This window comes from Micromonospora sp. NBC_00858 (assembly GCF_045207365.1).
Classification (GTDB): Bacteria; Actinomycetota; Actinomycetes; order Mycobacteriales; family Micromonosporaceae; genus Micromonospora.
Map to the genome: position 1 here is coordinate 7,679,783 of NZ_CP108828.1, position 20,502 is coordinate 7,700,284.

16 protein-coding genes and 2 pseudogenes are annotated in these 20,502 nt (G+C 74.0%); 13 read left to right on the forward strand and 5 right to left on the reverse strand.

Annotation, left to right across the window (positions count from 1 at the left end; all coding sequences use genetic code 11):
* Positions 1 to 152 precede the first annotated feature (152 nt).
* Positions 153 to 860, forward strand: coding sequence for a hypothetical protein (locus tag OG990_RS35785; protein WP_406078502.1), 708 nt, complete (start codon positions 153 to 155; stop codon positions 858 to 860).
* Positions 861 to 1,059: 199 nt separating this feature from the next.
* Here OG990_RS35785 and OG990_RS35790 read toward each other — a convergent pair.
* Both OG990_RS35790 and OG990_RS35795 read right to left on the reverse strand, forming a co-directional pair.
* Positions 1,060 to 2,046, reverse strand: a pseudogene (locus tag OG990_RS35790) (alpha/beta hydrolase); the annotation flags it as partial.
* 134 nt (positions 2,047 to 2,180) lie between these two features.
* The gene (locus tag OG990_RS35795; protein WP_406078503.1) at positions 2,181 to 2,621 is read right to left on the reverse strand and encodes an HPF/RaiA family ribosome-associated protein; all 441 of its coding nucleotides are present in this window, start codon (positions 2,619 to 2,621) and stop codon (positions 2,181 to 2,183) included.
* Between the two features lie 303 nt (positions 2,622 to 2,924).
* Here OG990_RS35795 and ssb point away from each other — a divergent pair, with 303 nt between their 5' ends.
* The 3 genes and pseudogenes from ssb to OG990_RS35810 all read left to right on the forward strand — a co-directional run bounded on the left by ssb (position 2,925) and on the right by OG990_RS35810 (position 6,801).
* Complete coding sequence (gene ssb, locus OG990_RS35800) at positions 2,925 to 3,689, forward strand: single-stranded DNA-binding protein (RefSeq protein WP_406078504.1); 765 nt, start codon at positions 2,925 to 2,927, stop codon at positions 3,687 to 3,689.
* A gap of 419 nt (positions 3,690 to 4,108) precedes the next feature.
* Positions 4,109 to 5,083 (forward strand): annotated as a pseudogene (locus OG990_RS35805) (cobalamin biosynthesis protein); the annotation flags it as partial.
* A 176-nt stretch (positions 5,084 to 5,259) separates the two neighbouring features.
* Positions 5,260 to 6,801, forward strand: a complete 1,542-nt coding sequence (locus OG990_RS35810; protein ID WP_406078505.1) for a cobyric acid synthase — start codon at positions 5,260 to 5,262, stop codon at positions 6,799 to 6,801.
* 117 nt (positions 6,802 to 6,918) lie between these two features.
* Here the strand turns inward: OG990_RS35810 and OG990_RS35815 are convergent, their stop codons facing one another.
* On the reverse strand, positions 6,919 to 7,320 hold the full coding sequence (locus OG990_RS35815) for a rhodanese-like domain-containing protein (RefSeq protein WP_328426043.1): 402 nt from the start codon (positions 7,318 to 7,320) through the stop codon (positions 6,919 to 6,921).
* Positions 7,321 to 7,796: 476 nt separating this feature from the next.
* Here OG990_RS35815 and OG990_RS35820 point away from each other — a divergent pair, with 476 nt between their 5' ends.
* The 5 genes from OG990_RS35820 (at position 7,797) to OG990_RS35840 (ending at position 13,047) form a co-directional block, all read left to right on the forward strand.
* A complete protein-coding gene (locus OG990_RS35820; RefSeq protein ID WP_406078506.1) occupies positions 7,797 to 8,474 on the forward strand; it encodes a uridine kinase in 678 nt (225 codons plus the stop codon).
* A gap of 77 nt (positions 8,475 to 8,551) precedes the next feature.
* The gene (locus OG990_RS35825; RefSeq protein ID WP_406078507.1) at positions 8,552 to 9,697 is read left to right on the forward strand and encodes a M48 family metallopeptidase; all 1,146 of its coding nucleotides are present in this window, start codon (positions 8,552 to 8,554) and stop codon (positions 9,695 to 9,697) included.
* 36 nt (positions 9,698 to 9,733) lie between these two features.
* Positions 9,734 to 11,086 (forward strand): dipeptidase, encoded by a 1,353-nt coding sequence (locus OG990_RS35830; protein ID WP_386988434.1) that lies wholly within the window; start codon positions 9,734 to 9,736, stop codon positions 11,084 to 11,086.
* Positions 11,087 to 11,163: 77 nt separating this feature from the next.
* Complete coding sequence (locus OG990_RS35835; RefSeq protein ID WP_030333429.1) at positions 11,164 to 11,370, forward strand: hypothetical protein; 207 nt, start codon at positions 11,164 to 11,166, stop codon at positions 11,368 to 11,370.
* 84 nt (positions 11,371 to 11,454) lie between these two features.
* On the forward strand, positions 11,455 to 13,047 hold the full coding sequence (locus OG990_RS35840) for an ATP-dependent DNA ligase (RefSeq protein ID WP_406078508.1): 1,593 nt from the start codon (positions 11,455 to 11,457) through the stop codon (positions 13,045 to 13,047).
* A 7-nt stretch (positions 13,048 to 13,054) separates the two neighbouring features.
* On the opposite strand, the gene OG990_RS35845 is transcribed toward OG990_RS35840, so the two are convergent.
* On the reverse strand, positions 13,055 to 13,876 hold the full coding sequence (locus OG990_RS35845; RefSeq protein WP_406078509.1) for an SURF1 family protein: 822 nt from the start codon (positions 13,874 to 13,876) through the stop codon (positions 13,055 to 13,057).
* A 173-nt stretch (positions 13,877 to 14,049) separates the two neighbouring features.
* Between OG990_RS35845 and OG990_RS35850 the strand changes: the two genes are divergently transcribed.
* Positions 14,050 to 15,453 carry a cobyrinate a,c-diamide synthase gene (locus OG990_RS35850; protein WP_406078510.1) on the forward strand — a complete coding sequence of 468 codons (1,404 nt, stop codon included), beginning with the start codon at positions 14,050 to 14,052 and terminating at the stop codon, positions 15,451 to 15,453.
* Positions 15,450 to 16,019 (forward strand): GNAT family protein, encoded by a 570-nt coding sequence (locus OG990_RS35855; protein WP_328419565.1) that lies wholly within the window; start codon positions 15,450 to 15,452, stop codon positions 16,017 to 16,019. Before OG990_RS35850 ends, OG990_RS35855 begins: the two co-directional genes overlap by 4 nt.
* A 15-nt stretch (positions 16,020 to 16,034) precedes the next feature.
* Here the strand turns inward: OG990_RS35855 and OG990_RS35860 are convergent, their stop codons facing one another.
* Positions 16,035 to 18,167 carry a transglycosylase domain-containing protein gene (locus OG990_RS35860; protein WP_406078511.1) on the reverse strand — a complete coding sequence of 711 codons (2,133 nt, stop codon included), beginning with the start codon at positions 18,165 to 18,167 and terminating at the stop codon, positions 16,035 to 16,037.
* Positions 18,168 to 18,288: 121 nt separating this feature from the next.
* Between OG990_RS35860 and cobC the strand changes: the two genes are divergently transcribed.
* Positions 18,289 to 19,392: an Rv2231c family pyridoxal phosphate-dependent protein CobC gene (gene cobC / locus OG990_RS35865; RefSeq protein WP_406078512.1), complete on the forward strand. Its 1,104-nt coding sequence runs from the start codon at positions 18,289 to 18,291 to the stop codon at positions 19,390 to 19,392.
* A complete protein-coding gene (gene cobT / locus OG990_RS35870; RefSeq protein ID WP_328426039.1) occupies positions 19,392 to 20,486 on the forward strand; it encodes a nicotinate-nucleotide--dimethylbenzimidazole phosphoribosyltransferase in 1,095 nt (364 codons plus the stop codon). The genes cobC and cobT overlap by 1 nt, the downstream gene beginning before the upstream one ends.
* Positions 20,487 to 20,502 lie beyond the last annotated feature (16 nt).

Here is a 20,502-nt window from a genome sequence, read left to right on the forward strand (position 1 = left end):
TGGATGTCGCGCCAAGAGGGTACCGCCGCCCCGCCGGCCGGCGGGGAAAAGGGTGCCCGCGTCCACGTTGCCGAGCAGGGTCTCACGGAGGACGGGTGGCCGGCATCCGGGTTCCCACGGACCGACCAGCCGCTGGACCGTACCCTCGGCTGGTGCTGCTGGACTCCGAGGCCGAGAACGACGTCGCCTACGAGCTGTGCCAGATCGTCGGCCGCGCCATCCTGCCGTACCGGTCGTCGGACGACACCGATCATCGCTTCGGCACCGCGTTCTTTTTCCAGGGCACCGACGACCCGGTGGGGGAGTCGCTGCTGACGGCCGCCGACCTCGTCGGTACCCCGGGTGGGGAGTTGGGTCTGCGGCCGAGCGTGACCGAGCCGGCCGGGGTCGCCCCGGCCGCCGTCGTGGAGGGCGAGATCAGGCCCGGTTGGGCACGCTTCCCGAGCGACGGCGTCGCGGTGCTGCCGACCGGCGGGTTGCACCGGTACGCCGGCGACGGTGGCTGGTCGTGGCGGGTCCAACCGGTGCCCGCCGGGATCGCCGCCGGGCCCGAGGTGGTCGCCCGCCTCGGCGCCGACGCGAGCTCCGCCTTCGTGCTGGCCCACGGGGTACGCGAGGACGGGTCGCGGCCCCTGGAGGTGGCGATCGAGCGGGTGGTCCGCGACGGCGACACCGTGCGCATCACCACGGAGCTTCCACCGGGGTACGTCGGGGCGCCGGTCTTCGTCGTGCAGGCCGACGCCACCGGGGAGGTGTCGCTGTACTGCCTGGGCCTGGTGCTGCCCGGCGTCGGTGGTCACCCGGTGGCGACCTTCGACCGGATCCGGACCGTCCTCCCGCCCACGCCGGGCGACGCCTGAGGCGCGACCCGCGCCGACTCGCCGGCGGATGAGGCCGCCGCCAGCGAGCCGTTGCCCGGCTGGGTCAGCCGACGGCCGTCGCCGCACCTGCCGGATCGGACGCCGGACGCCGAGTTTCCGGCAGCAAGGCTCCGTCCCCGGTCGACGTGGTGTCGGGCGAGGCGGTGTCCGTTGGGGCGGCGCCGGGCGAAGCATCGTCGGTCAAGACGGTGTCAGCCGGGCCTGCAGGGGCGGTGGGGCCTGCGGCAAGGAACGCCTCGGCCCACCGGCCGACCTCGTCGAAGACCTTTCGGCGTACGGCGGGGCCGGAGAGCGTGAGGTCGTGCAGCCCGCCGTCGAAGCGGGCCAGGGTGACGTGGCGGCCGAGGCGGGGCGCGTACCGGACCATGTGCTCGACATCCAGCACGGCGTCGGCCAGGGTCGCGTTGTCGTGCCATTTGGTGCCCCGGAACGAGCGGGTCGAGCAGGCCATCAGCACCGGCACCTGGATGTCCAGCCCGGCGCGCAGTCGGCGTTGGCCGGTGCGGATCGCGTTCAGCCAGCCGGCCCGGACCGGGAACCCGCCCAGCGGCTTCCACGCCAGGTCATAGGTCCACTCGCCGCGGTGGTCGGCGTGGAGACTCTCGCCGTACACCTTGCCCAGCCCGAGCGGCAGGATGCGGTGCGGCGCCCTGCGGCCCAGCCGGGAGGCGGCGGCCGCGAGGGGTCGGCGCACCGCCCAGGGGGCGTTCAGGTCGAAGAAGGGGCTGTTGAGCACCAGGCCGTCGACGGTGCCGGCGTCGCGGCGGGCGTCCGCCCAGAGCGAGATGATCAGGCCGCCGGTGGAGTGGCCCATCGCCAGCAGGGTGTCGTGCCCGTCGTCCTTGCGGATGATCTCGGCGGCGGCGTCCAGCTCGGGGAAGTAGTCGCTGATGTCCTGGCAGAAGTTCGGGGTCTGGTGCGGGAGCAGGCTGCGACCGTACTTGCGCAGGTCCAGGGCGTAGAAGTCCCAGCCCCGCTCGGCGAAGAAGTCGGCCAGGTGGGTCTGGAAGAAGTAGTCGACGAAGCCGTGCACGTAGAGCACGGCCCGCCCGGTGGGGCGCTCGGCCCGCCGCCGGACCAGGGTCGCGACGACCGGTCCCTCGTCGTCGGTACCCAGGTCGATCGTCTGCCGCTCGTACGGCGGCCCCAACACGTCCGGTTCCACGTTTGCGACGCTACGCCGGCAACCTACTGAGCGGTAGCCCCGCGCCCCGCGTGCACCTCTCCGCCCCGCGATCTTGCACTTGTTGCTTCCGTGCGGAAGGCGCGAGACGTGCAAGATCGCGGGGCGGGGGGAGGTTAGGCCGTTTCCGCGTCGACGCGGCTCGGGTCGGCGGCCGGTAGGGCCTCCGGCTCCTCGGCGGGGTCGACCTGGCCCTGCGGCTGGCTGACGTCGCGCAGGTGCTTGTTGTGCCGGGGCTCCTGCCGGGTCTTGGCGTCGTTGAGTCGCCGACGCAGGTCGTCACGGACGTCGTTGAGCGCGGCGTGCAGGTCCTCCTCGGCGGACGTGGTGACGATCTTCTGGCGGCCGGCGACCCAGCACTCCAGCGTGACCTTCTGCCCCCGGACGTCCCGGTCCTTCACCGACACCTCCAGCTCGGTGGCGTCGGCGTGGAAGCTGGCCAGCCGGGCGTCGAGGGTGGCGAACTGCTCGGCGATCCAGGTGCGGTCGCCCTGCGAGAACCCGGTGCCAACCCGCAGGCATTCCGCCACGGTGGCCGGGTTCGCCACGGCGCTCATCGCCGCGCCTCGGAAGCGGTTGCGGAGCCGATGGTGGTGATCATCATGGCGCTGACCTCTCGTCGACGTGGAGCTGTCGGTGGTGCCTTGATCAAGTCCATACCCAGTTCGGCCGGACCCGGAACCGCCGTCCGCCGCCCGAGTGGGTTGGCCGTACCACACCGGGCCGTGATCAGGGCGTTGTCCACAGGTGGCTTCGTCATCCACAGGCCGGGGTGGGGGTGCTGGCGACGGCGGTCCAGACCGCTCAGGCTCGTGCCGAGTCGACTCGCGCTGGCAGGCCCCCGATCCCCTGGAGGGACGATGTTCGACACCTACGTAACAATTGTCGGTAATATTCTGACAACGCCCGAGTGGCGGCGTACCACCCAGAGCAACACCCTGGTGGCCAACTTCAAGGTCGCCTCCACCGCCCGCCGGCTGGACCGGGACACCGGCCGGTGGGTTGACGGCAACTCGCTGCGGGTCCGCGTCAACTGTTGGCGCAAGCTCGCCGAAGGGGTCGCGGCCTCGGTGATGGTCGGTGACCCGGTGGTGGTCTGCGGCCGGCTCTACACCCGCGACTGGACCGATGACGCCGGTAACCACCGCACGGTCTACGAGCTGGAGGCGGTCGCCGTCGGCCACGACCTGTCCCGGGGCCGGGCGCGGTTCCTGCGCAACCGGCCGAGCACGACCACCAGCACTGTCGAGGACGCGGACGCGGAGAGCCGCGTGCACGGCGAGCCCACCGAGCCGGTACCGGCCGGGCAGGCGCCCGTCCTGCCCGACGACCGTCCGCTGGACGACGACTTCGAGCTGTCCGACTTCGGCGCGCCGCACACCAGCCCGTTCGCCGACACCAGCCCGTTCGCCGATGCCGGCCCGGTCGACCACGGCGCTCCCGTCGGCGGCGGCGGCGTGCAGGGCGGGGCCGACGACGACGAACTGGCCCTCCCGCCCAGAACGGACGACGACGACCTGGACGACGAGCGGGATGACGAGTTGGGCCCGGTGCCGGACGAGGTGGAGCCCGCGCCGTCCGGCCGGGGCCGGCGTGGCCGGGGGCGGCTCCCGCAGCCGGCGTGACCTTCGGCTCGACCGTCCCAGCCTGTCGTTGACGGTGGCCGGGACGGGGTCCATCCCGGGCTGTCGCGGACGGTGGCTGGGACGGGGTCCATTCCGGGCTGTCCCGGACGGTGGCCGGGATGCGGTTCCACCGGTGCGAGAGAGCCGCGTCGGTGGGCTAGTGGTTCGCAGGCACGTCACGACGGGGGCGGGGTGGCGACGCGACCGGCGTCGTCACCCCGCGTGACCGCAAGGGCGGGGCCTCGTCCGCGTCGGCCGGGGCGGTTCACGGGCGTGCTGGGCCGGCTCGTGGGCGCGGCGGCCCGCATTGGGGGCGCGCCTGCCGATGGGCTCGTGGAATGCGGCGGGCCGGGTTGGTTCACGGGGTGCTCGTCTAGGCTGGCCGGCCGGAGGTGGTGCGCGTGCGACGGACAGCGCCGGTGGCGAACGCGGTGGGGCTGCTGGCCGGGTACGCGCTGGACAGGCTGCTCGGCGACCCACGCCGGTGGCACCCGGTGGCCGGCTTCGGGCAGGCCGCCGGTGCGCTGGAGCGTCGCCTCTACCGGCCGGACCGGACGGCCGGTGCGGCGTTCACCGCGCTGGCGGTGGGCGGGCCGGTGCTGCTCGGTGCGATCGCCGCGGCAGCCACCCGGAATCGGCCGGTCACCCGGGCAGTGCTCGTCGCTGCCGGCACCTGGACCGTGCTGGGCGGTCGCACGCTACGACAGGAGGCCACCGTCATGGGGCAGACGCTGCGTGACGGCGACCTGCCCGCCGCCCGGGGACGCCTCGGTAACCTCTGCGGCCGGGACCCGTCGACCCTCGGTGAGTCGGAGCTGGCCCGGGCCACCGTCGAGTCGGTGGCGGAGAACACCTCCGACGCGGTGGTCGCCCCGCTGGTCTGGGGTGCGGTTGCCGGCCTGCCCGGGCTGCTGGGCTACCGCGCGGCGAACACCCTCGACGCGATGGTCGGGCACCGGTCGGCGCGCTACGCCCGGTTCGGCACCCCGGCAGCTCGCCTGGACGACGTGCTCAACCTGGTGCCGTCCCGGCTGACCGGGCTGCTCACCATCGCCGTCTCGCCGGTCGCGAACGGCAACCGGGAGCAGGCCTGGCGCGTGTGGCAGCGTGACCGCAACGATCACCCGAGCCCCAACGCCGGTCAGTGCGAGGCGGCGATGGCCGGCGCTCTCGGCGTCCGCCTCGGCGGCCGCAACGTCTACTTCGGACGCTCCGAGGTGCGCCCGTTCCTGGGTGACGGCCCCCGCCCCGAGGCGCGCCACCTGAAGCGGGCCGCCCAGATCTCCGGCGCCGTCGGCCTGGCCGCCCTCGGGCTGGCCGCCGCGTACCCGCTGACCGTTGGGCGCCTGGCCGGCGCCATCGGTCGACGCGGCCTGGTTGCCGCCCTTGGCCGGCGCGGGCCGGTTGACGCCCTTGGCCGGCGCGGGCCGGTTGACGGCGTTGGCCGGCGTGGCTCGGGCGGCGGCGGTGGGCGCGGGCTGTTCGCCGCCATTGGTGGGCACGGATCGGGCGGTGCCGGTGCGCGGCCGCGCGGTTGGCGAGCCGTCGCGGCGAGGCAGGGGAGCGGGCGGTGAGCGGCGGGCTGCTGGTTGCCGGCACCACCTCCGACGCCGGCAAGAGCGTCCTCACCGCCGGCATCTGCCGCTGGCTGCACCGGCAGGGCGTGAAGGTGGCGCCGTTCAAGGCACAGAACATGTCGAACAACTCGGCGGTGGTGGTCGGGCCGGACGGGCGCGGCGGCGAGATCGGCCGGGCCCAGGCCATGCAGGCAGCCGCCTGCGGGCTCGCCCCGGACCTGCGGTTCAACCCAGTGCTGCTCAAGCCGGGCAGCGACCTGGCCAGCCAGGTGGTGCTGCTCGGCGAGGCGGTCGACACGATCACGGCCGGCACCTTCCGGCAGCTGCGTCCCCGGCTGGCGGAGACCGCGTACGCGGCGCTGGCCGAGTTGCGTGCCGCGTACGACGTGGTGATCTGTGAGGGTGCCGGCAGCCCCGCGGAGATCAACCTGCGGGCCGGTGACTACGTCAACATGGGGCTGGCCCGGCACGCCAACCTGCCCACCATCGTGGTCGGCGACATCGACCGGGGCGGCGTGTTCGCCTCGATGTTCGGCACCGTGGCCCTGCTCGACCCTGCCGACCAGGCGCTGATCGCCGGCTTCGTGATCAACAAGTTCCGGGGTGACCTCGGCCTGCTCCAGCCGGGGCTGGAGATGCTGCGGCAGGTGACCGGCCGCCCCACGTACGGGGTGCTGCCCTGGGCGCTCGACCTGTGGCTTGACGCCGAGGATTCGCTCGCCTACGGGCGGGTGCTCGGTCGACCGGCCGCCCCGCACGGGACCGAGTGGCTGGACGTTGCCGTCGTCCGGCTGCCCAGGATCAGCAACGCCACCGACGTGGAGGCGCTGGCCACCGAGCCGGGCGTCCGGGTACGCCTCACCGTCGAACCGGCCGAGCTGGCCGCCGCTGACCTGGTTGTCCTGCCCGGTTCCAAGTCGACCGTGGCGGACCTCGCCTGGCTCCGCGAGACCGGCCTCGCCGACGCGATCGCCACCCATGCGGCGGCCGGCAAGCCGCTGCTCGGCATCTGCGGTGGCTTCCAGATGCTCGGCCGGGCGATCCACGACACGGTGGAGAGCCGCCAGGGCAGCGTCCCGGGCCTCGGCCTGCTGCCCATCGAGATCACCTTCGACCCGCGCAAGACCGTCCGGCAGTCGGTGGGCACCGCCGGCGACGACCTGCCGGTGCGCGGCTACGAGATCCACCACGGGTACGTCTCCCACGCCGACCCCGCCCTGACCCCGCTACTGACCGTGGCCGACGGCACCGGCGAGGGTGCGGTGCTCGGCGCCCTGCACGGCACGCACTGGCACGGCACGTTCGAATCCGACGGGTTCCGCCGCCGATTCCTCACCGAGGCGGCCCGGCTGGCCGGACGCACCGGATTCCGGGTCGCTCCGGACAGCAGTTTCGCCGCCGCCCGGGAACGCTCGCTCGACCTGCTCGGTGACCTGGTTGAGGAGTACCTGGACACCGACGCCCTCTGGCGCCTCATCGAGACCGGGGCACCCCCCGGCCTCCCCTTCATCCCACCCGGGCCGCCACCGGCCTGAACCGGGCCGGGCGTGCCTTGGCCTGACCGGGCGGGGCGTGCCTTGGCCTGACCGGGCCGGGCGTGCCTTGGCCTGCTGGTTGGGCGGTCTGGAGGGCCGCCGACGGCGACAGCAACGTCAGTGGCGGATGTCGGCCGGGCGGTCGGTGGTGGGAAGGCCGGCGGCGAGCCACGCGTCGACGCCACCGATCATGTCGGTGGCCCGGCGCAGCCCGAGGGTCTGCAGGCTGGCGGCAGCCAGGCTGGAGCTGTAACCCTGCCGGCACACCAGCACGATCTCCCGGTCGTAGGCGGTGGCCTCCGGGATGCGCCAGGCGCTGGCCGGATCGAGCCGCCACTCCAGCACCGTCCGGTCGATGACGACCGCCCCGGGCAGGTCGCCCTGCTCGCGGCGCTGCATCTCGGTACGGGTGTCGACCAGCAGCGCGCCGCCGCGGACCGCCTCGACGGTCTGCTGCGGAGTCAGTCGGTGCAGCCCGGCGCGGGCCTGTTCGAGCAGGGCGTCGATGCCGGGGCTCATCACGTCTCGGAGCACCACCCGATCATGCCGATTCGGGTGCCACCCCGGGCGGCGAACGGTCGCGGCGTCACCCGTCGCCGCCCCAATTCCCCCGGACGTGACGGTGCCCGGCCATGGCCGTCAGCCGGACGTGTCAGGCCGGCCCACGCTGGCCGCTGATTCCGCGTGATCGACTCGGTTTCCCCGACATCGCGGTATCCCTCACGGCGGATACCGCGATGTCAGCGATCTGGAGTCGATCACCCTGACCTGCGGCGGCGGCGGCATACTTCGGTCGTGTACGAACTCGCCAGCCGAGGCCCGCTCGTCGACGGCATCCACCATCCCGCCCTGAGGCGGCCGGAACACGCGAGGCCGCGCTGACCTCCGAAACCGGCCGGCCGGCACCAGGCCACGAGGCCGGGGACGTCGGAGGAATGGCCGATGGGGCCGGGGACGTCGGGGGAATGGCTGATGGGGCCGGGGACGTCGAGGGAATGGCTGATGGGGCCGAGGACATCGAGGAGGCATCGGGCCACTTGACCGGCAGGTCGGCCGTGGTGGTCGTCGAGGCGTACGCCGAGTTGGCCCGCCGGGTGCTCGCGAGCCCGGCGCGGTTGGGGCGGACCCGGTTGGTGGCGGTCGACGGGCCGAGCGGCGCGGGCAAGAGCCGGTTCGCCGCGCACCTCGCGGACGCCCTGGCGGTGCTGGCCGGTGGTGATCGGCCGCCGGTGGTGCACACCGACGACCTGCTGGACGGCTGGGACGACCAGCTCACCTTCTGGCCGCGCCTGGACGAGCAGGTGCTGGCCCCGCTGCGCGCCGGGAGGCCCGGTGCCTACCGGCGCTACAGCTGGGTCCGGCGCTGCTTCCTGCCCCGCCCGGTCCCGGTGCCGGCCGCACCGGTGCTGGTCCTGGAAGGGGTCAGCGCCGCGCGCGCCCTCGTCCGGCCGGAGCTGACCCTGGCCGTCTTCGTGACCGCGCCCGCGCCGTTGCGGCTGGCTCGCGCGGTCGCCCGGGACGGGCCGGAGATCCTGCCCGAGCTGCGCCGCTGGCACGCCGGGGAGCGGGCGCACTTCGAGGCCGACGACACGGTCACCCGGGTCGACCTGGTGGTCGACGGTGCGCCGAGGCTGCCGCACGACGCTGAGCGGTACTACGTGCGCACCCGTTGACCCGAGTGGGGCATGGACGCCGGCCACCGGCTGGGGCACGATGCGGGAAAGGTCGGGCACGGCGAACGGGGAGCCAGATGTCGGCAACGGACACGCCCGCACGGCGTCGGATCACCCTGACCGGCATCAGCTCACGGGCCTGGGAGCATCCGGCCGACCGCGGCGCCCTGGTCGCGTTGCGGGAGCTGCGCGGGTTCGACGACGTGCTGCGGGCGTTCTTCGGCATGTGGAACGAACGCGGCTTCCGGCTCTCCGTGCTGGCCTCCGGCATCCGGGTCGACCACCGGCAGTACCCGGCGGTGTGGCAGCGCTACACGGAGGCCGCCGCGGCGCTCGACGTGGCGGAGCTGCCCGAGCTGTACGTGACCCAGTCGCCCTGGCTGGGGGCCGAGGCGGTCGGCCTGGACCGGCCGTTCATCGTGCTCAACTCCGCCTGCGTCCAGCAGTTCGACGAGGACGAGCTGCGCTGTCTGCTCGGCCACGAGTTGGGGCACGTCGGCAGCGGGCACGCGGTCTACAAGACGATGCTGATGATCCTCACCCGGTGGGCGGCCAACCTGAGTTGGTTGCCGGTCGGCGCGTTCGCGCTGCGGGCGATCATCGCGGCGATGCTGGAGTGGTGGCGCAAGGCGGAGCTGTCCGCCGACCGGGCTGGTCTGCTCGCCGGGCAGGACCCGGCCGCCGCGCTGCGGCTGCTGATGAAGCTCGCCGGCGGCGGTGACCTGTCCCAGATCGACACCACCGCCTTCCTGGAACAGGCCGCCGAATACTCCGGTGGCGGCGACCTGCGGGACAGCCTGCACAAGATCCGGATGACGGCCTGGAGCACCCATCCGGCGCCGGTGGCACGGGCCGCCCAGTTGCGGCAGTGGATCGACTCCGGGGCGTACGGGCGGGTGCTGGCCGGGGACTACCCGCGCCGCGACGACGACGGCTCGACCAACGTCTCGGAGGAGATCAAGGCGGCTGCCGAGTCGTACCGGGAGGAGTTCAGCCGGTCCACCGACCCGCTGGTCGGGTTGCTGCGTCGGCTCGGTGACGGCGCCAGCGACGTCGGCGAGTGGGTGGGCGGCACCGCCGGTCGGGCCCGCTCCTGGATGGATGCCGCCACCGAGGCCGCCGGCCGCGCGCAGCGCGCCGGTCGGGCCGCGCCGGGCGCTCCGGCGGGTGCCGGCTCGCCGGGTGGCGGTGAGGGTACGGGCTCGGCCGGCACGTCGGGGTAAGGCCGGCATACGATGCCGGTCATGACCACACCGATCATGTCCGAGTCCGAGGTGCGGGCCGCCGTCGAGCGGGAGATGCCCGGTGTCCGGGCCGACCTGGAACGCCTCGTCCGTATCCCCGGCATCGCCTTCGAGGGCTTCGACCACTCGCACGTGGAGCGCTCCGCCGAGGCGGTCGCCGAGCTGCTGCGCGGCTGTGGCCTGGACGTCAACATCGTGCGTTCCGGCGGGCAGCCCGCAGTGATCGGCCGTCGGGCCGCCCCGCCCGGCGCGCCCACCGTGCTGCTCTACGCCCACCACGACGTGCAGCCGGTCGGCGACCGGTCGCTGTGGGAGTCCGACCCGTTCGAGCCGGTGGAGCGGGACGGCCGGCTCTACGGGCGGGGCGCGGCCGACGACAAGGCCGGCATCATGGCGCACATCGCGGCGCTGCGCGCGTACGGGGACGCACTGCCGGTCGGCGTGGTGCTCTTCATCGAGGGCGAGGAGGAGTACGGCTCCGACTCGCTGGAGCGGCTGCTGGCCGAGCACCGCGACGAGATCGCCTCGGACGTCATCGTGATCGCCGACTCCGGCAACTGGGACATCGGCGTACCGGCGTTGACCACCTCGCTGCGCGGCATCGTCAACTGCTTCGTCGAGGTCCGCACGCTGGACCACGCGGTGCACAGCGGTATGTTCGGCGGTGCCGTCCCGGACGCGCTCACCGCGCTGGTCCGGCTGCTGGCCACCCTGCACGACGACGCTGGTGACGTGGCGGTGGACGGGCTGGTGGGCCGCGAGGGCGCCGTCGTCGACTACCCCGAGGACCGGGTTCGGGCCGAGGCCGGGCTGGCCGAGGGCGTGCAGTTCATCGGCACCGGCCGGATCACCGACCGGCTCTGGACCAAGCCCGCGCTGGCGGTGCTCGGCATCGACGCCCCGTCGACCGGCGAGGCACCGAACGCCCTGGTCCCGTCGGCGAAGGCGAAGCTGAGCATCCGGCTCGCTCCGGGCGACGAACCCAAGCGGGCGTACGCGGCGGTGCGCGCGCACCTGGAGAAGCACGCGCCGTGGGGTGCCCAGGTGACGGTCAGCTTCGAGCACGACGGCGACCCGTGCGTGATCGACGCGTCCGGGCCGATGTTCGACGCCGCCCGCTCGGCGTTCCGGACCGCCTGGGACGGCACCGATCCGGTGGACATGGGCGTCGGCGGCTCGATCCCGTTCATCGCCACCTTCCAGGAGATGTTCCCGAAGGCCGCGATCCTGGTGACCGGTGTGGAGGACCCGCACGCCCGCGCGCACGGGCCGAACGAGAGCCTGCACCTCGGAGAATTCGCCCGGGTCTGCCTCGCCGAGGCGCTGCTGCTGGGCAAGGTGGCCGCAGCGGGCACGAACGGGAGCTAGGTGTCGGAACCGTAACTTCCGGTCTGATCTGGGAGTTTGCGGTGTGTCGGGCGCGGGGCTGTTATAGCCTTTCGAACATGAGTACGAACGAGGTGATGGCCCGGTTGGGGGCCGCCGTCAGCGCGCTGGGGGACGTCGACGTCTCCGCGTGGTCCGAGGACACGCTCAACGAACAGCTCGGTGAGCTCTCCGCCGCCCTGGTCGCCCTCGACTCGGTGCTCTCCCGGGTCGCCGGCGAGGTCCGCGCCCGGGGGCTGCGCATCGAGGAACCCGTCTCCGCCTGATCCGCCACCCAGCAGGGTGGCGGCACCCTGCCGACACCGCCCGGGCACGGCAATGCCCGGGCGGTGTCGGAGGTGGCTGGCAGGATGAGGTCCGTGCGGTTCATCGACCTGGCGGCCACCTCCGCCGCCGTGGGCGCCACCAGCGGCCGGCGGGCCAAGGTGGAGCTGCTCGCTGACGCGCTGCGTCGGCTCGACGCGGCCGAGGTGGAGCCCGGCGCCGGCTATCTCGCCGGTGAGCTGCGCCAGCGACAGACCGGGGTGGGCTACGCGAGCCTGCGTGACCTGCCACCGCCGGCCGCCGAGCCGACGTTGACCGTGGCCGCCGTCGACGCGGCCATCGAGCAGATCGCCGCCGTGCAGGGCGCGGGCTCGCAGGCCCGGCGCCGGGCGCTGCTCGGCGCCCTCTTCGCGGCGGCGACCGCCGACGAGCAACGGCTGCTCACCAATCTGTTCAGCGGCGAGCTGCGCCAGGGCGCCCAGGCTGGGCTGCTCGCCGACGCGGTGGCCCGGGCCGCCGAGGTGCCGGTCGCGGTGGTCCGTCGGGCCCTGCTGCTCGCCGGTGACCTGCGCGCGGTGGCGGTCGCCGCGCTGGCCGGGGGCGCCGCCGAGCTGGCCGGGTTCGGCCTGCGGGTCGGCCGGCCGCTGGCGCCGATGCTCGCCCAGAGTGCCCCCTCGGTCGACGAGGCGTTGGCCGCGACCGGCACGCCGGCCGTGGTCGACGTGAAGCTCGACGGCATCCGCATCCAGGTGCACCGCTCCGGCAGCGACATCGCCGTCTTCACCCGCAGCCTCGACGAGATCACCTCCCGGGTGCCCGAGGTGGTCGCCGCCGTCCGTGCCCTGCCCGGTCGAGAGTTGGTGCTCGACGGCGAGGCGATCGGCCTGGACGAGACCGGCCGCCCGCTGCCGTTCCAGCAGACCTCCAGCCGGGCCGCCCGGCGCACCACGCCCAGCATCACCGGGCGCACACCGGTCGCTCCGGCGGTGCTCGCGGCCGCCGCCAGCACCGGCCAGGCCGTGCTGACTCCGTACTTCTTCGACCTGCTGCACCTCGACGGTGACGATCTGATCGACCTGCCCGGCCGGGAGCGGTGGGCCGCGCTCGCCGGCGCGGTCGACGCGTCGCTGCTGGTCGGCCGGCTGGAGGTCGACGGTCCGGAGCAGGCCGGGGCCGCGTTCGCCGCCGCCCTCGACGCCGGCCAGGAGGGCGTCGTGGTCAAGGCGCCGGACGCCCCGTACGACGCAGGCCGGCGCGGCGCGGCCTGGGTCAAGGTCAAGCCCCGGCACACCCTCGACCTGGTGGTGCTCGCCGTGGAGTGGGGCAACGGCCGACGGCAGGGCTGGCTGTCCAACCTGCATCTCGGCGCCCGCGACCCGCGTACCGGTGACTTCGTGATGCTCGGCAAGACGTTCAAGGGGCTCACCGACGAGCTGCTGCGCTGGCAGACCGAACGCTTCCTCGACCTCGCCGTCGAGCGCGGCGACTGGGTGGTCCGGGTCCGTCCCGAGCAGGTGGTGGAGATCGCCTTCGACGGGGTGCAGACGAGTTCGCGCTATCCGGGCGGCATGGCGCTCCGGTTCGCCCGGGTGGTGCGGTATCGCGACGACAAGTCCGCCGCCGAGGCGGACACCATCGACGCCGTCCGCGCCATCCACGCCGGCCGGGCCACCGGCTGACCGGCGGTCAGGCGGAGGGGCTCGGCGTCGGCGTCGGCTCGGCGGCCCGGTCCAGCGGGGCCGGGGTGATGCCGGCGGCGCGGCGGGCCTCCCGGCGGGCCACCCAGCCGTAACCGAACAGGGACATCACGGCGAAGAGCCACCACTGCACGACGTAGCCGAGGTTCTGCCAGTTGTTGGCGTGCCCGACCGGCACCGCCTTGAACATGGGGTCGGCGGCCGGGGTCTGCTCGTCCAGCAGCACGTAACCGCCGTACACCGGGTAGGGCAGCTCGCGGGCCAGCCGCGTCACGCCGACCCGTCGGGTCTCCAGCCGACCGTCGCGCCGGTCCACAGCGCCGGCGCCGCTCTCGGTCTCGTGCACCCGGCCGACCACCGTCACGTCGCCGGTCGGTGCGGCGGGCACCTGCGGCTGGGCGTTCGCCCCACCCGGCGCCGGCGGGATCCAACCACGGTCCACGAGTAGCGCGGTGCCGTCGGCGAGCACCAGCGGGGTGAGCACCTCGAAGCCGACCCGGCTGTCCACCGTCCGGCCGCGGACCAGGACGGTGTTCGTCGGGTCGTACCGGCCGGTGGCGGTGATCCGGGTCCAGACCCTGTCCTCGGCGGGGGCCGGGCCGGCCGTTCCCGCACCGCCGGTGGGGGCGCGCAGCGCGTCGGTCAGCGGCACCGGGGCCATCCGCAGGCCGGCGTCGATCCGCTCGTTGATCTCGGTGCGCCCTTGGTAGCGGTCCATCTGCCAGTTGCCGAGCAGCACCATGACCGCTGCGGCGACCAGGGTCAGCGCGAACGCGCCCAGCCAACGTGGGCTCAGCAGGAACCGGTACACGGCACCGAGGCTACCCGTATGACCGGGGCCACTGACCTCGGCCGGGTCGGAACGGTCGAGCCGGCCCCGGTTGGCGGTGCTCGCGCGTCGGGCCGGGCGGGTATCGTCACGCGGACGGACCGGCCCCCCGGTCGGCCGTCGCGCGAATCCGCCGCCCCCGCGAGGAGTCGATGATGACCGTCGTGCCGCGTCTGGTGCTCAGCGCGCCGTCCTCCGGGCACGGCAAGAACGCGCTGGCGATCGGGCTGCTCGCCGCCCTGGCCGAGCGGGGTGTCGACGTCGCCGGGTTCAAGCTCGGCCCGGACCACGTCGACGCCGCCTATCTCGGCCTCGCCGCCGGTCGGCCCGGTCGGGTGATCGATCCCCGGTTGGTCGGCGTCGATCGGCTCGCCCCGCTGGTCGCGCACGGCGCCGCGGGCGCCGGGCTCGCCGTGGTGCAGGGCAGCATGGGGCTGTACGACTCGGTCGGTGGCCGCCCGGAGCAGGAGTCCACGGCCGCCGCGGCCGCCGCGCTGCGCAGCCCGGTGGTGCTGGTGGTCGACGTGGCCGCGATGGGGCAGTCGGTTGCCGCCTTGGTGCACGGTTTCCGCTCGTACGACGAGCAGCTCTGGCTCGGCGGGGTGATCCTCAACCGGGTGGCGTCCTCGCGGCACGAGGGCATGCTGCGCGAGGCGCTGGACGACGTGGGCGTGCCGGTCTACGGCGCACTGCGCAGGCAGGACCTGCCGGCGGTGCTGCCGTCGCGTCGGCACGGTGTGGCGCCGGTCGTCGACGGGTCCGCCGATGCCGCTCGCGCGGTCCGCCGGCTGGGCGAGGCGGTCGCCGCCACGGTCGACCTGGAACGGCTGCTCGGGCTGGCCCGCTCCGCCCCGCCGCTGCCCGCCGAGGCATGGTCACCGGAGGAGGCGCTCGGTTCGGTGCCGGTCCTGGCGGACCGCCCGCTGGTGGCGCTGGCCGGTGGGCCGGGCGGCAGCTTCAGCCACCCGGAGACCGCCGAGCTGCTGCGGGCCGCCGGCGCCGAGGTGGTCACGATCGATCCGCTGCGCGACGAGGCGCTGCCGGCCGGCACCCGTGCGCTGGTCGTCGGCGGCGGGCTGCCCGAGGCGTACGCCGAGCAGTTGTCGGCCAACCGGCGGCTCTGCATCGCCGTGGCCGAGTTGGCGCGTACCGGGCGTCCGGTGGTCGCCGAGGGCGCCGGTCTGCTCTGGCTGGCCCGGGAGATGGACGGGCTGCCGATGTGCGGGGTGCTGGACGCGGTCGGTGTCAGCCGGGACGGCCTGGTGGCTGGCTACCGGCAGGCGACCGCCCAGACCGACAGCGTGGTCGCCGCGACCGGCACGATCCTGATCGGGCACAAGGAGCATCGCGCGGTGCTCACCCCGCGTGCCGGTCAGCGGCCGGCGTGGAGCTGGGACGGTGGCGCGCCGGAGGGCTTCGTCTGGCGCAACGTGCACGCCTCCCAGCTCGCCCTGCACTGGGCCGCCCACCCGGCGACCGCCGCCCGGCTGGTCGCCGCAGCGGCGACCGACCCGGCGACCGAGGGCGTGCCCGCGCAGCCCGGCGGGGTGCCGGCGTGATCGGTCAGGTGGCGGTGCGCCGCTTCCCGGCGTTGACCGTCTCCACCCCGCGCACCGAGGTGCGGCGGCTCACCGCTGCGGATGCGTCGGCGGCCGGGGAGATCTTCGCCGACAAGCTGACCCGGCGCTGGCTGCCGCTGGCCGACGACTCCGGCCCGATCGACGGGCACGCCTGGTGCACCGATCTGGCCCGGCAGCGCCGCGACAGTGGCGAGGGGGACCACTACGCGGTGCTGCGTCGTGAGGATGACCAGGTGGTGGGCTCGCTGTGGACGCGGCGCACCGACTGGGGCGCACGGCTCACCGAGGTCTCCTACGCGATGGCCCCGCACGCGCGCGGCTTCGGCCTGGCCGCCGAGGCGGTGGACGCGGTGGCCATCGCGTTGATCCTGGAGCACGACTTCCAGCGGGTCGAGCTGCGGGTGGCTCCCGGCAACCTGGCCTCCCGCCGGGTCGCCGAGAAGGCCGGCTTCAGCTATGAAGGGTTGCTGCGCAACGCCGGTTTCGTCCGCGGCGGCCGGGTCGATCTTGAGCTGTGGTCGTTCGTGGCGGCCGACCTGCGCTGACCCTTCCTGGGCCGGTCACCCGACGATGGCGTCCGACGGTGGGGTGAACTGGCGGGTGGGTTGGCCCTTCAGGCCGTCGCGCAGGGTCTCCGCGACCGCCGCGATCGGGATCTGGGACTGCCCGTCACCCACCGCGTTGAACGGGTTGTCCGGGTCGGAGATGAAGCTGGCCGCGGCCAACTCCGGGGTGTAGGCGACGAACCAGGCGGACCGCGTGCTGTCGGTGGTACCGGTCTTACCGGCCACCGGGCGGCCGACCGTACCCCGGACGCTGTCGGCGGTGGACCAGCCGCCGCAGCCTCCGCGCGCCGGGGTGTCCCCGGTCGGGCAGCGGGCGGCGTCGGTGGCCGCCCGGGCGGCGTCCGCGCTGACCACCTGCCGGCAGCGCGGCTTGGCCACCTCACGGTGGAGGCCGCCGGGGGTGACGGACGTGGCCGGCGTGCCGTCCCGGTTCATGATCGCCGACACCGGGATCGCCTCGCAGTAGCGGCCGTCGGCCGCGACGGCGGCGTAGGCGTTCGCCATCTCCAGTGGGGTGGCGTCGGAGACGCCCAGCGTGAACGCGCCCCACTTCTTCACCTTCGTCGGGGACGCCTGTTCCCGGTCGACGTCGGTGCGCCAGCGCAACCCGAGTTGTTCGGCCAGCCGCACCGCCCGGTCCGCGCCGACCCTCTCCTCCAGCCACACGAAGTACGTGTTGACCGACTTGCCGAAGCCGGACCACATGGTCTGCTGCCCGGTCATGGCGCCGCTGGCGTTGGACGGCGCCCAGCCGTCGTAGACCGCTGACTTGTACCGGTACGGCGCGTTGAACGAGGTGGAGAGCGTCATCCCGGAGTCCAGGGCGGCCAGCATCGGGAACATCTTGAACGTCGATCCGGCCTGGTAGCCCGGCAGGTCACCGCCGCCGAGCAGTGGCGCCACCGTGTTCGGGTAGTTGGCCTTCACCTTCGGCCCGGCCTCGGGGTTGGAGCTCTGTGGGTTCTCGCTGAGGTCGAGCGAGTACGTCCGGTTCACCGCCATCGCCTTCACCCGCCCGGTGCCCGGCTCGGCGACCACGATGCCGTTGGCGAACGGGCTGCCGGTGCCCTCCTTGGCGCCGACGTTCTTCTCGGCCGCCTCCTGGATCTTCGGATCGATGCTGAGCACGATCCGGTAGCCGCCCCGGCGCAGCTTGTCCATCCGTTCCAGCCGGTTCTCCCCGAACGCGGGCTGCGCACTCCACCAGTTCTTCAGGTAGTCGCAGGCGAAGCCCCAGCTGTTGTACTTGTCCGGCACCGCCGCGCAGTCGTTCGGCGGGTTGGTCAGCTTCAGCCGGATCGGCTCGGACTTCGCGGCGGCGGCCGAGTCGGGGGAGAGGTAGCCGAGTTGGCTCATCCGGTCCAGCACGTAGTTGCGCCGCCCGGTGGCCTCCTTCTGGTCGGAGTCGGCCGGGTCGTACTCCGACGGCGACTTGACCAGCCCGGCCAGGGTGGCCGCCTCGACCGGGGTGAGGTCCTTGGGGGTCTTGGAGAAGAAGATCTCGCTGGCCGCGTAGATGCCGTACGCCCGGTGCCCGAAGTACGCCGAGTTCAGGTAGCGCTCCATGATCTGTTCCTTGCTCATCTCCTTCTCCAGGTCCAGCGCCATCCGCATCTCCTTGACCTTGCGCAGGCTGGTCTGCTGGGTGGCTTCCTGGACCTCCTTGGGCGTGGTCGCGCTGTCCCGCAGGGCCATCCGGACGTACTGCATGGTCAGCGTCGAGGCGCCCTGCGAGACCCCGTTGGAGCGGGCGTTGGAGACGAAGGCTCGGGCCACGCCCTTCGGGTCGACGCCGTGGTGCTGGTAGAAGCGGGAGTCCTCGGCCGCGACGATCGCCTGCTGGATGTTCGGCGACATGTCCGACAGCTTGGTGTACTGCCGGTACTCCTCGTAGAACATGGTCAGCACGGTCTTGCCGTCCGGGGCGTAGAGGTACGAGGTCTCGGCGGGCAGGGCGGTGGTCAGCAGCTTGGTCTTGTGCTCCACGGCGTGCGCGGTGGCCTTCGCGCCGAGCCCGGTGAGGGCGACCAGCGGGTACGCGGCGGCGGCGATCACGATGCCGGCGATCAGCCCGGCGCGGAGTAGAGGAACGAGTCGACCAGCGGCAGCAAGGGGTCGGTTGCTCACATGGCCAAGTTATGACATTTCCGATTCGAACATGAGAAGAACTCATAAACCGCCGGGTGGTGATGCGGCTTACGTCGAGATCGGCTGTCCCACCGGCCGCCTTCCCGGCAGGATCGCGGACATGTGTGATCAGCCGAGCGTGCTGGCACCGGCCGCCGGGGCCGGGGCCAGGGCTGCCCCCGAGCCGGACCTGGCGCACCACGGCGACGCGGAGGCGAGCGCCGGTCTGGTCGACCTCGCCGTCAACGTCCGCCGGGCACCGCTACCGGACTGGCTGGCCGGCCCGATCGCCGCCACCCTCACCGACCTGGCCCGCTATCCGGACCCGGCGTCGGCCCGTGCGGCGGTCGCCGCCCGGCACCGGCGTCACCCGGACGAGGTACTGCTCACCGCCGGCGCTGCCGAGGGGTTCGTGCTGATCGCCCAGGCGCTGCGCGGCATCCGCCGCCCGGTGGTGGTGCACCCCCAGTTCACCGAGCCGGAGGCGGCGCTGCGGGCCGCCGGCCACCCGGTCGAGCGGGTGCTGCTGGACCCCGCCGAGGACTTCCGGCTCGACCCGGACCGGGTGCCCGCCGATTCCGACCTGGTGATGATCGGCAACCCGACGAACCCCACCTCGGTGCTGCACCCGGCGCGGACCCTGGCCGCGCTGGCCCGCCCGGGCCGGGTACTGGTGGTCGACGAGGCGTTCGCCGACACCACCGCCGTCCCCGGGCGGCCCGGCGAGCCGGAGTCGCTGGCCGAGCGGCGTGATCTGCCCGGGCTGCTCGTGCTGCGCAGCCTCACCAAGACCTGGGGCCTGGCCGGCCTGCGGATCGGCTACCTGCTCGGCGCGCCGGAGCTGCTGTCCCGGCTGGCCGCCGTCCAGCCGCTCTGGGCCGTCTCCACCCCCGCGCTGGCCGCCGCGTCGGCCTGCGCCACCCCCGTCGCGGTCCAGGCCGAACGCGTGATCGCCGCCGAGCTCGCCGCCGACCGCGACCACCTGGTCGCCCGCCTGGCCGACCTGCCCGGGGTACGCGTCGTCGGCCGCCCGGCCAGCGCGTTCGTGCTGCTGCATTTGCCGGGCGCGACCCGGGTCCGGGAGGCTCTGCGCGATCGGGGTTGGGCGGTACGCCGGGGCGACACCTTCCCCGGCCTCGGCCCAGACTGGCTGCGGGTGGCCGTGCGCGACCGATCCACCACCGACGCGTTCGTCGCGGTGCTGCGCGAGACCATGGAGGCATGATGCTGGAGACCACGATCGCGGCGATCCGGCCGCTGGACGAGTCGGCCATGGCCGACGCCCGCGAGCTGCACGGCCGGCTGACCAAGCCGGCGGGGTCGCTGGGCGCGCTGGAGGACCTGTCGGTACGCCTCGCCGGCCTCGCCGCGGCCTGCCCGCCACCGGTGCCCGAGCCGGCCGCGGTGGCGATCTTCGCCGGTGACCACGGAGTGCACGCTCAGGGGGTGACCCCGTGGCCGCAGGAGGTCACCGGGCAGATGATCGGCAACTTCCTGGCCGGCGGGGCCGTGGTCAACGCGTTCGCCCGGCAGGCCGGTGCCTCGGTCACCGTGGTCGACGTCGGCGTGGCCACCCCGCTACCCGCCCAGCCCGCCGCTGAGGCGTCCGGCCCGGCCATCCTCGACCCGTCCGTGCCCCGGTTCGTCAGCGCGACCGTGCGCCGGGGCACCCGGGACCTCGCGGTGACCGCCGCGCTCACCCGGGACGAGGCGCGGGCGGCGGTGCAGACCGGCATCCGGATCGCCGACGAGCTGATCGACGCCGGGGCCGGCATCCTGCTCACCGGGGACATGGGCATCGGCAACACCACCCCGGCCGCCACGCTGATCGCCGCGTTCACCGGTGCCGACCCGCTCGACGCCACCGGCCGGGGCACCGGGGTCGACGACCCGACGTACGCCCGCAAGGTGGCGGTGGTGCGGGCCGCGCTGGCCCGGCACGCCCCCGACCCGGCCGACCCGCTGGGCGTGCTGGCCGCCGTTGGCGGGCTGGAGCACGCCGCGCTGGCCGGGCTGATCCTGGGCGCTGCGGCCCGCCGCACGCCGGTGCTGCTGGACGGCGTGATCGCGGTCTCCGCCGCGCTCGCCGCCGCGGCGTTCGCCCCGGACGCGGTCGGCGCCATGGTCGCCGGCCACCGCTCGACCGAGCCGGGCGCGACGGTGGCGCTGCGCCACCTCGGCCTCGACCCGCTGATCGACCTGGGCCTGCGCCTCGGGGAGGGCACCGGCGCGCTGCTGGCGCTGCCGGTGGTCACCGGCGCGGTCCGGGTGCTGCACGAGGTGGCCACCTTCGACTCGGCCGGCGTGGCTGAGAAGTGAGCGAGCGCAGCGGGCG

What these genes read in the sequence shown, in the direction of transcription:
- OG990_RS35850 (WP_406078510.1), top strand. Translation starts at nt 14,050, where the DNA reads ATGACCGTCGTGCCGCGTCTGGTGCTCAGCGCGCCGTCCTCCGGGCAC.
- OG990_RS35825 (WP_406078507.1), top strand. Translation starts at nt 8,552, where the DNA reads ATGTCGGCAACGGACACGCCCGCACGGCGTCGGATCACCCTGACCGGC.
- OG990_RS35820 (WP_406078506.1), top strand. Translation starts at nt 7,797, where the DNA reads ATGGCTGATGGGGCCGAGGACATCGAGGAGGCATCGGGCCACTTGACC.
- OG990_RS35840 (WP_406078508.1), top strand. Translation starts at nt 11,455, where the DNA reads ATGAGGTCCGTGCGGTTCATCGACCTGGCGGCCACCTCCGCCGCCGTG.
- ssb (WP_406078504.1), top strand. Translation starts at nt 2,925, where the DNA reads ATGTTCGACACCTACGTAACAATTGTCGGTAATATTCTGACAACGCCC.
- OG990_RS35795 (WP_406078503.1), bottom strand. Translation starts at nt 2,621, where the DNA reads ATGAGCGCCGTGGCGAACCCGGCCACCGTGGCGGAATGCCTGCGGGTT.
- OG990_RS35835 (WP_030333429.1), top strand. Translation starts at nt 11,164, where the DNA reads ATGAGTACGAACGAGGTGATGGCCCGGTTGGGGGCCGCCGTCAGCGCG.
- cobC (WP_406078512.1), top strand. Translation starts at nt 18,289, where the DNA reads ATGTGTGATCAGCCGAGCGTGCTGGCACCGGCCGCCGGGGCCGGGGCC.
- OG990_RS35830 (WP_386988434.1), top strand. Translation starts at nt 9,734, where the DNA reads ATGTCCGAGTCCGAGGTGCGGGCCGCCGTCGAGCGGGAGATGCCCGGT.
- cobT (WP_328426039.1), top strand. Translation starts at nt 19,392, where the DNA reads ATGCTGGAGACCACGATCGCGGCGATCCGGCCGCTGGACGAGTCGGCC.
- OG990_RS35815 (WP_328426043.1), bottom strand. Translation starts at nt 7,320, where the DNA reads ATGAGCCCCGGCATCGACGCCCTGCTCGAACAGGCCCGCGCCGGGCTG.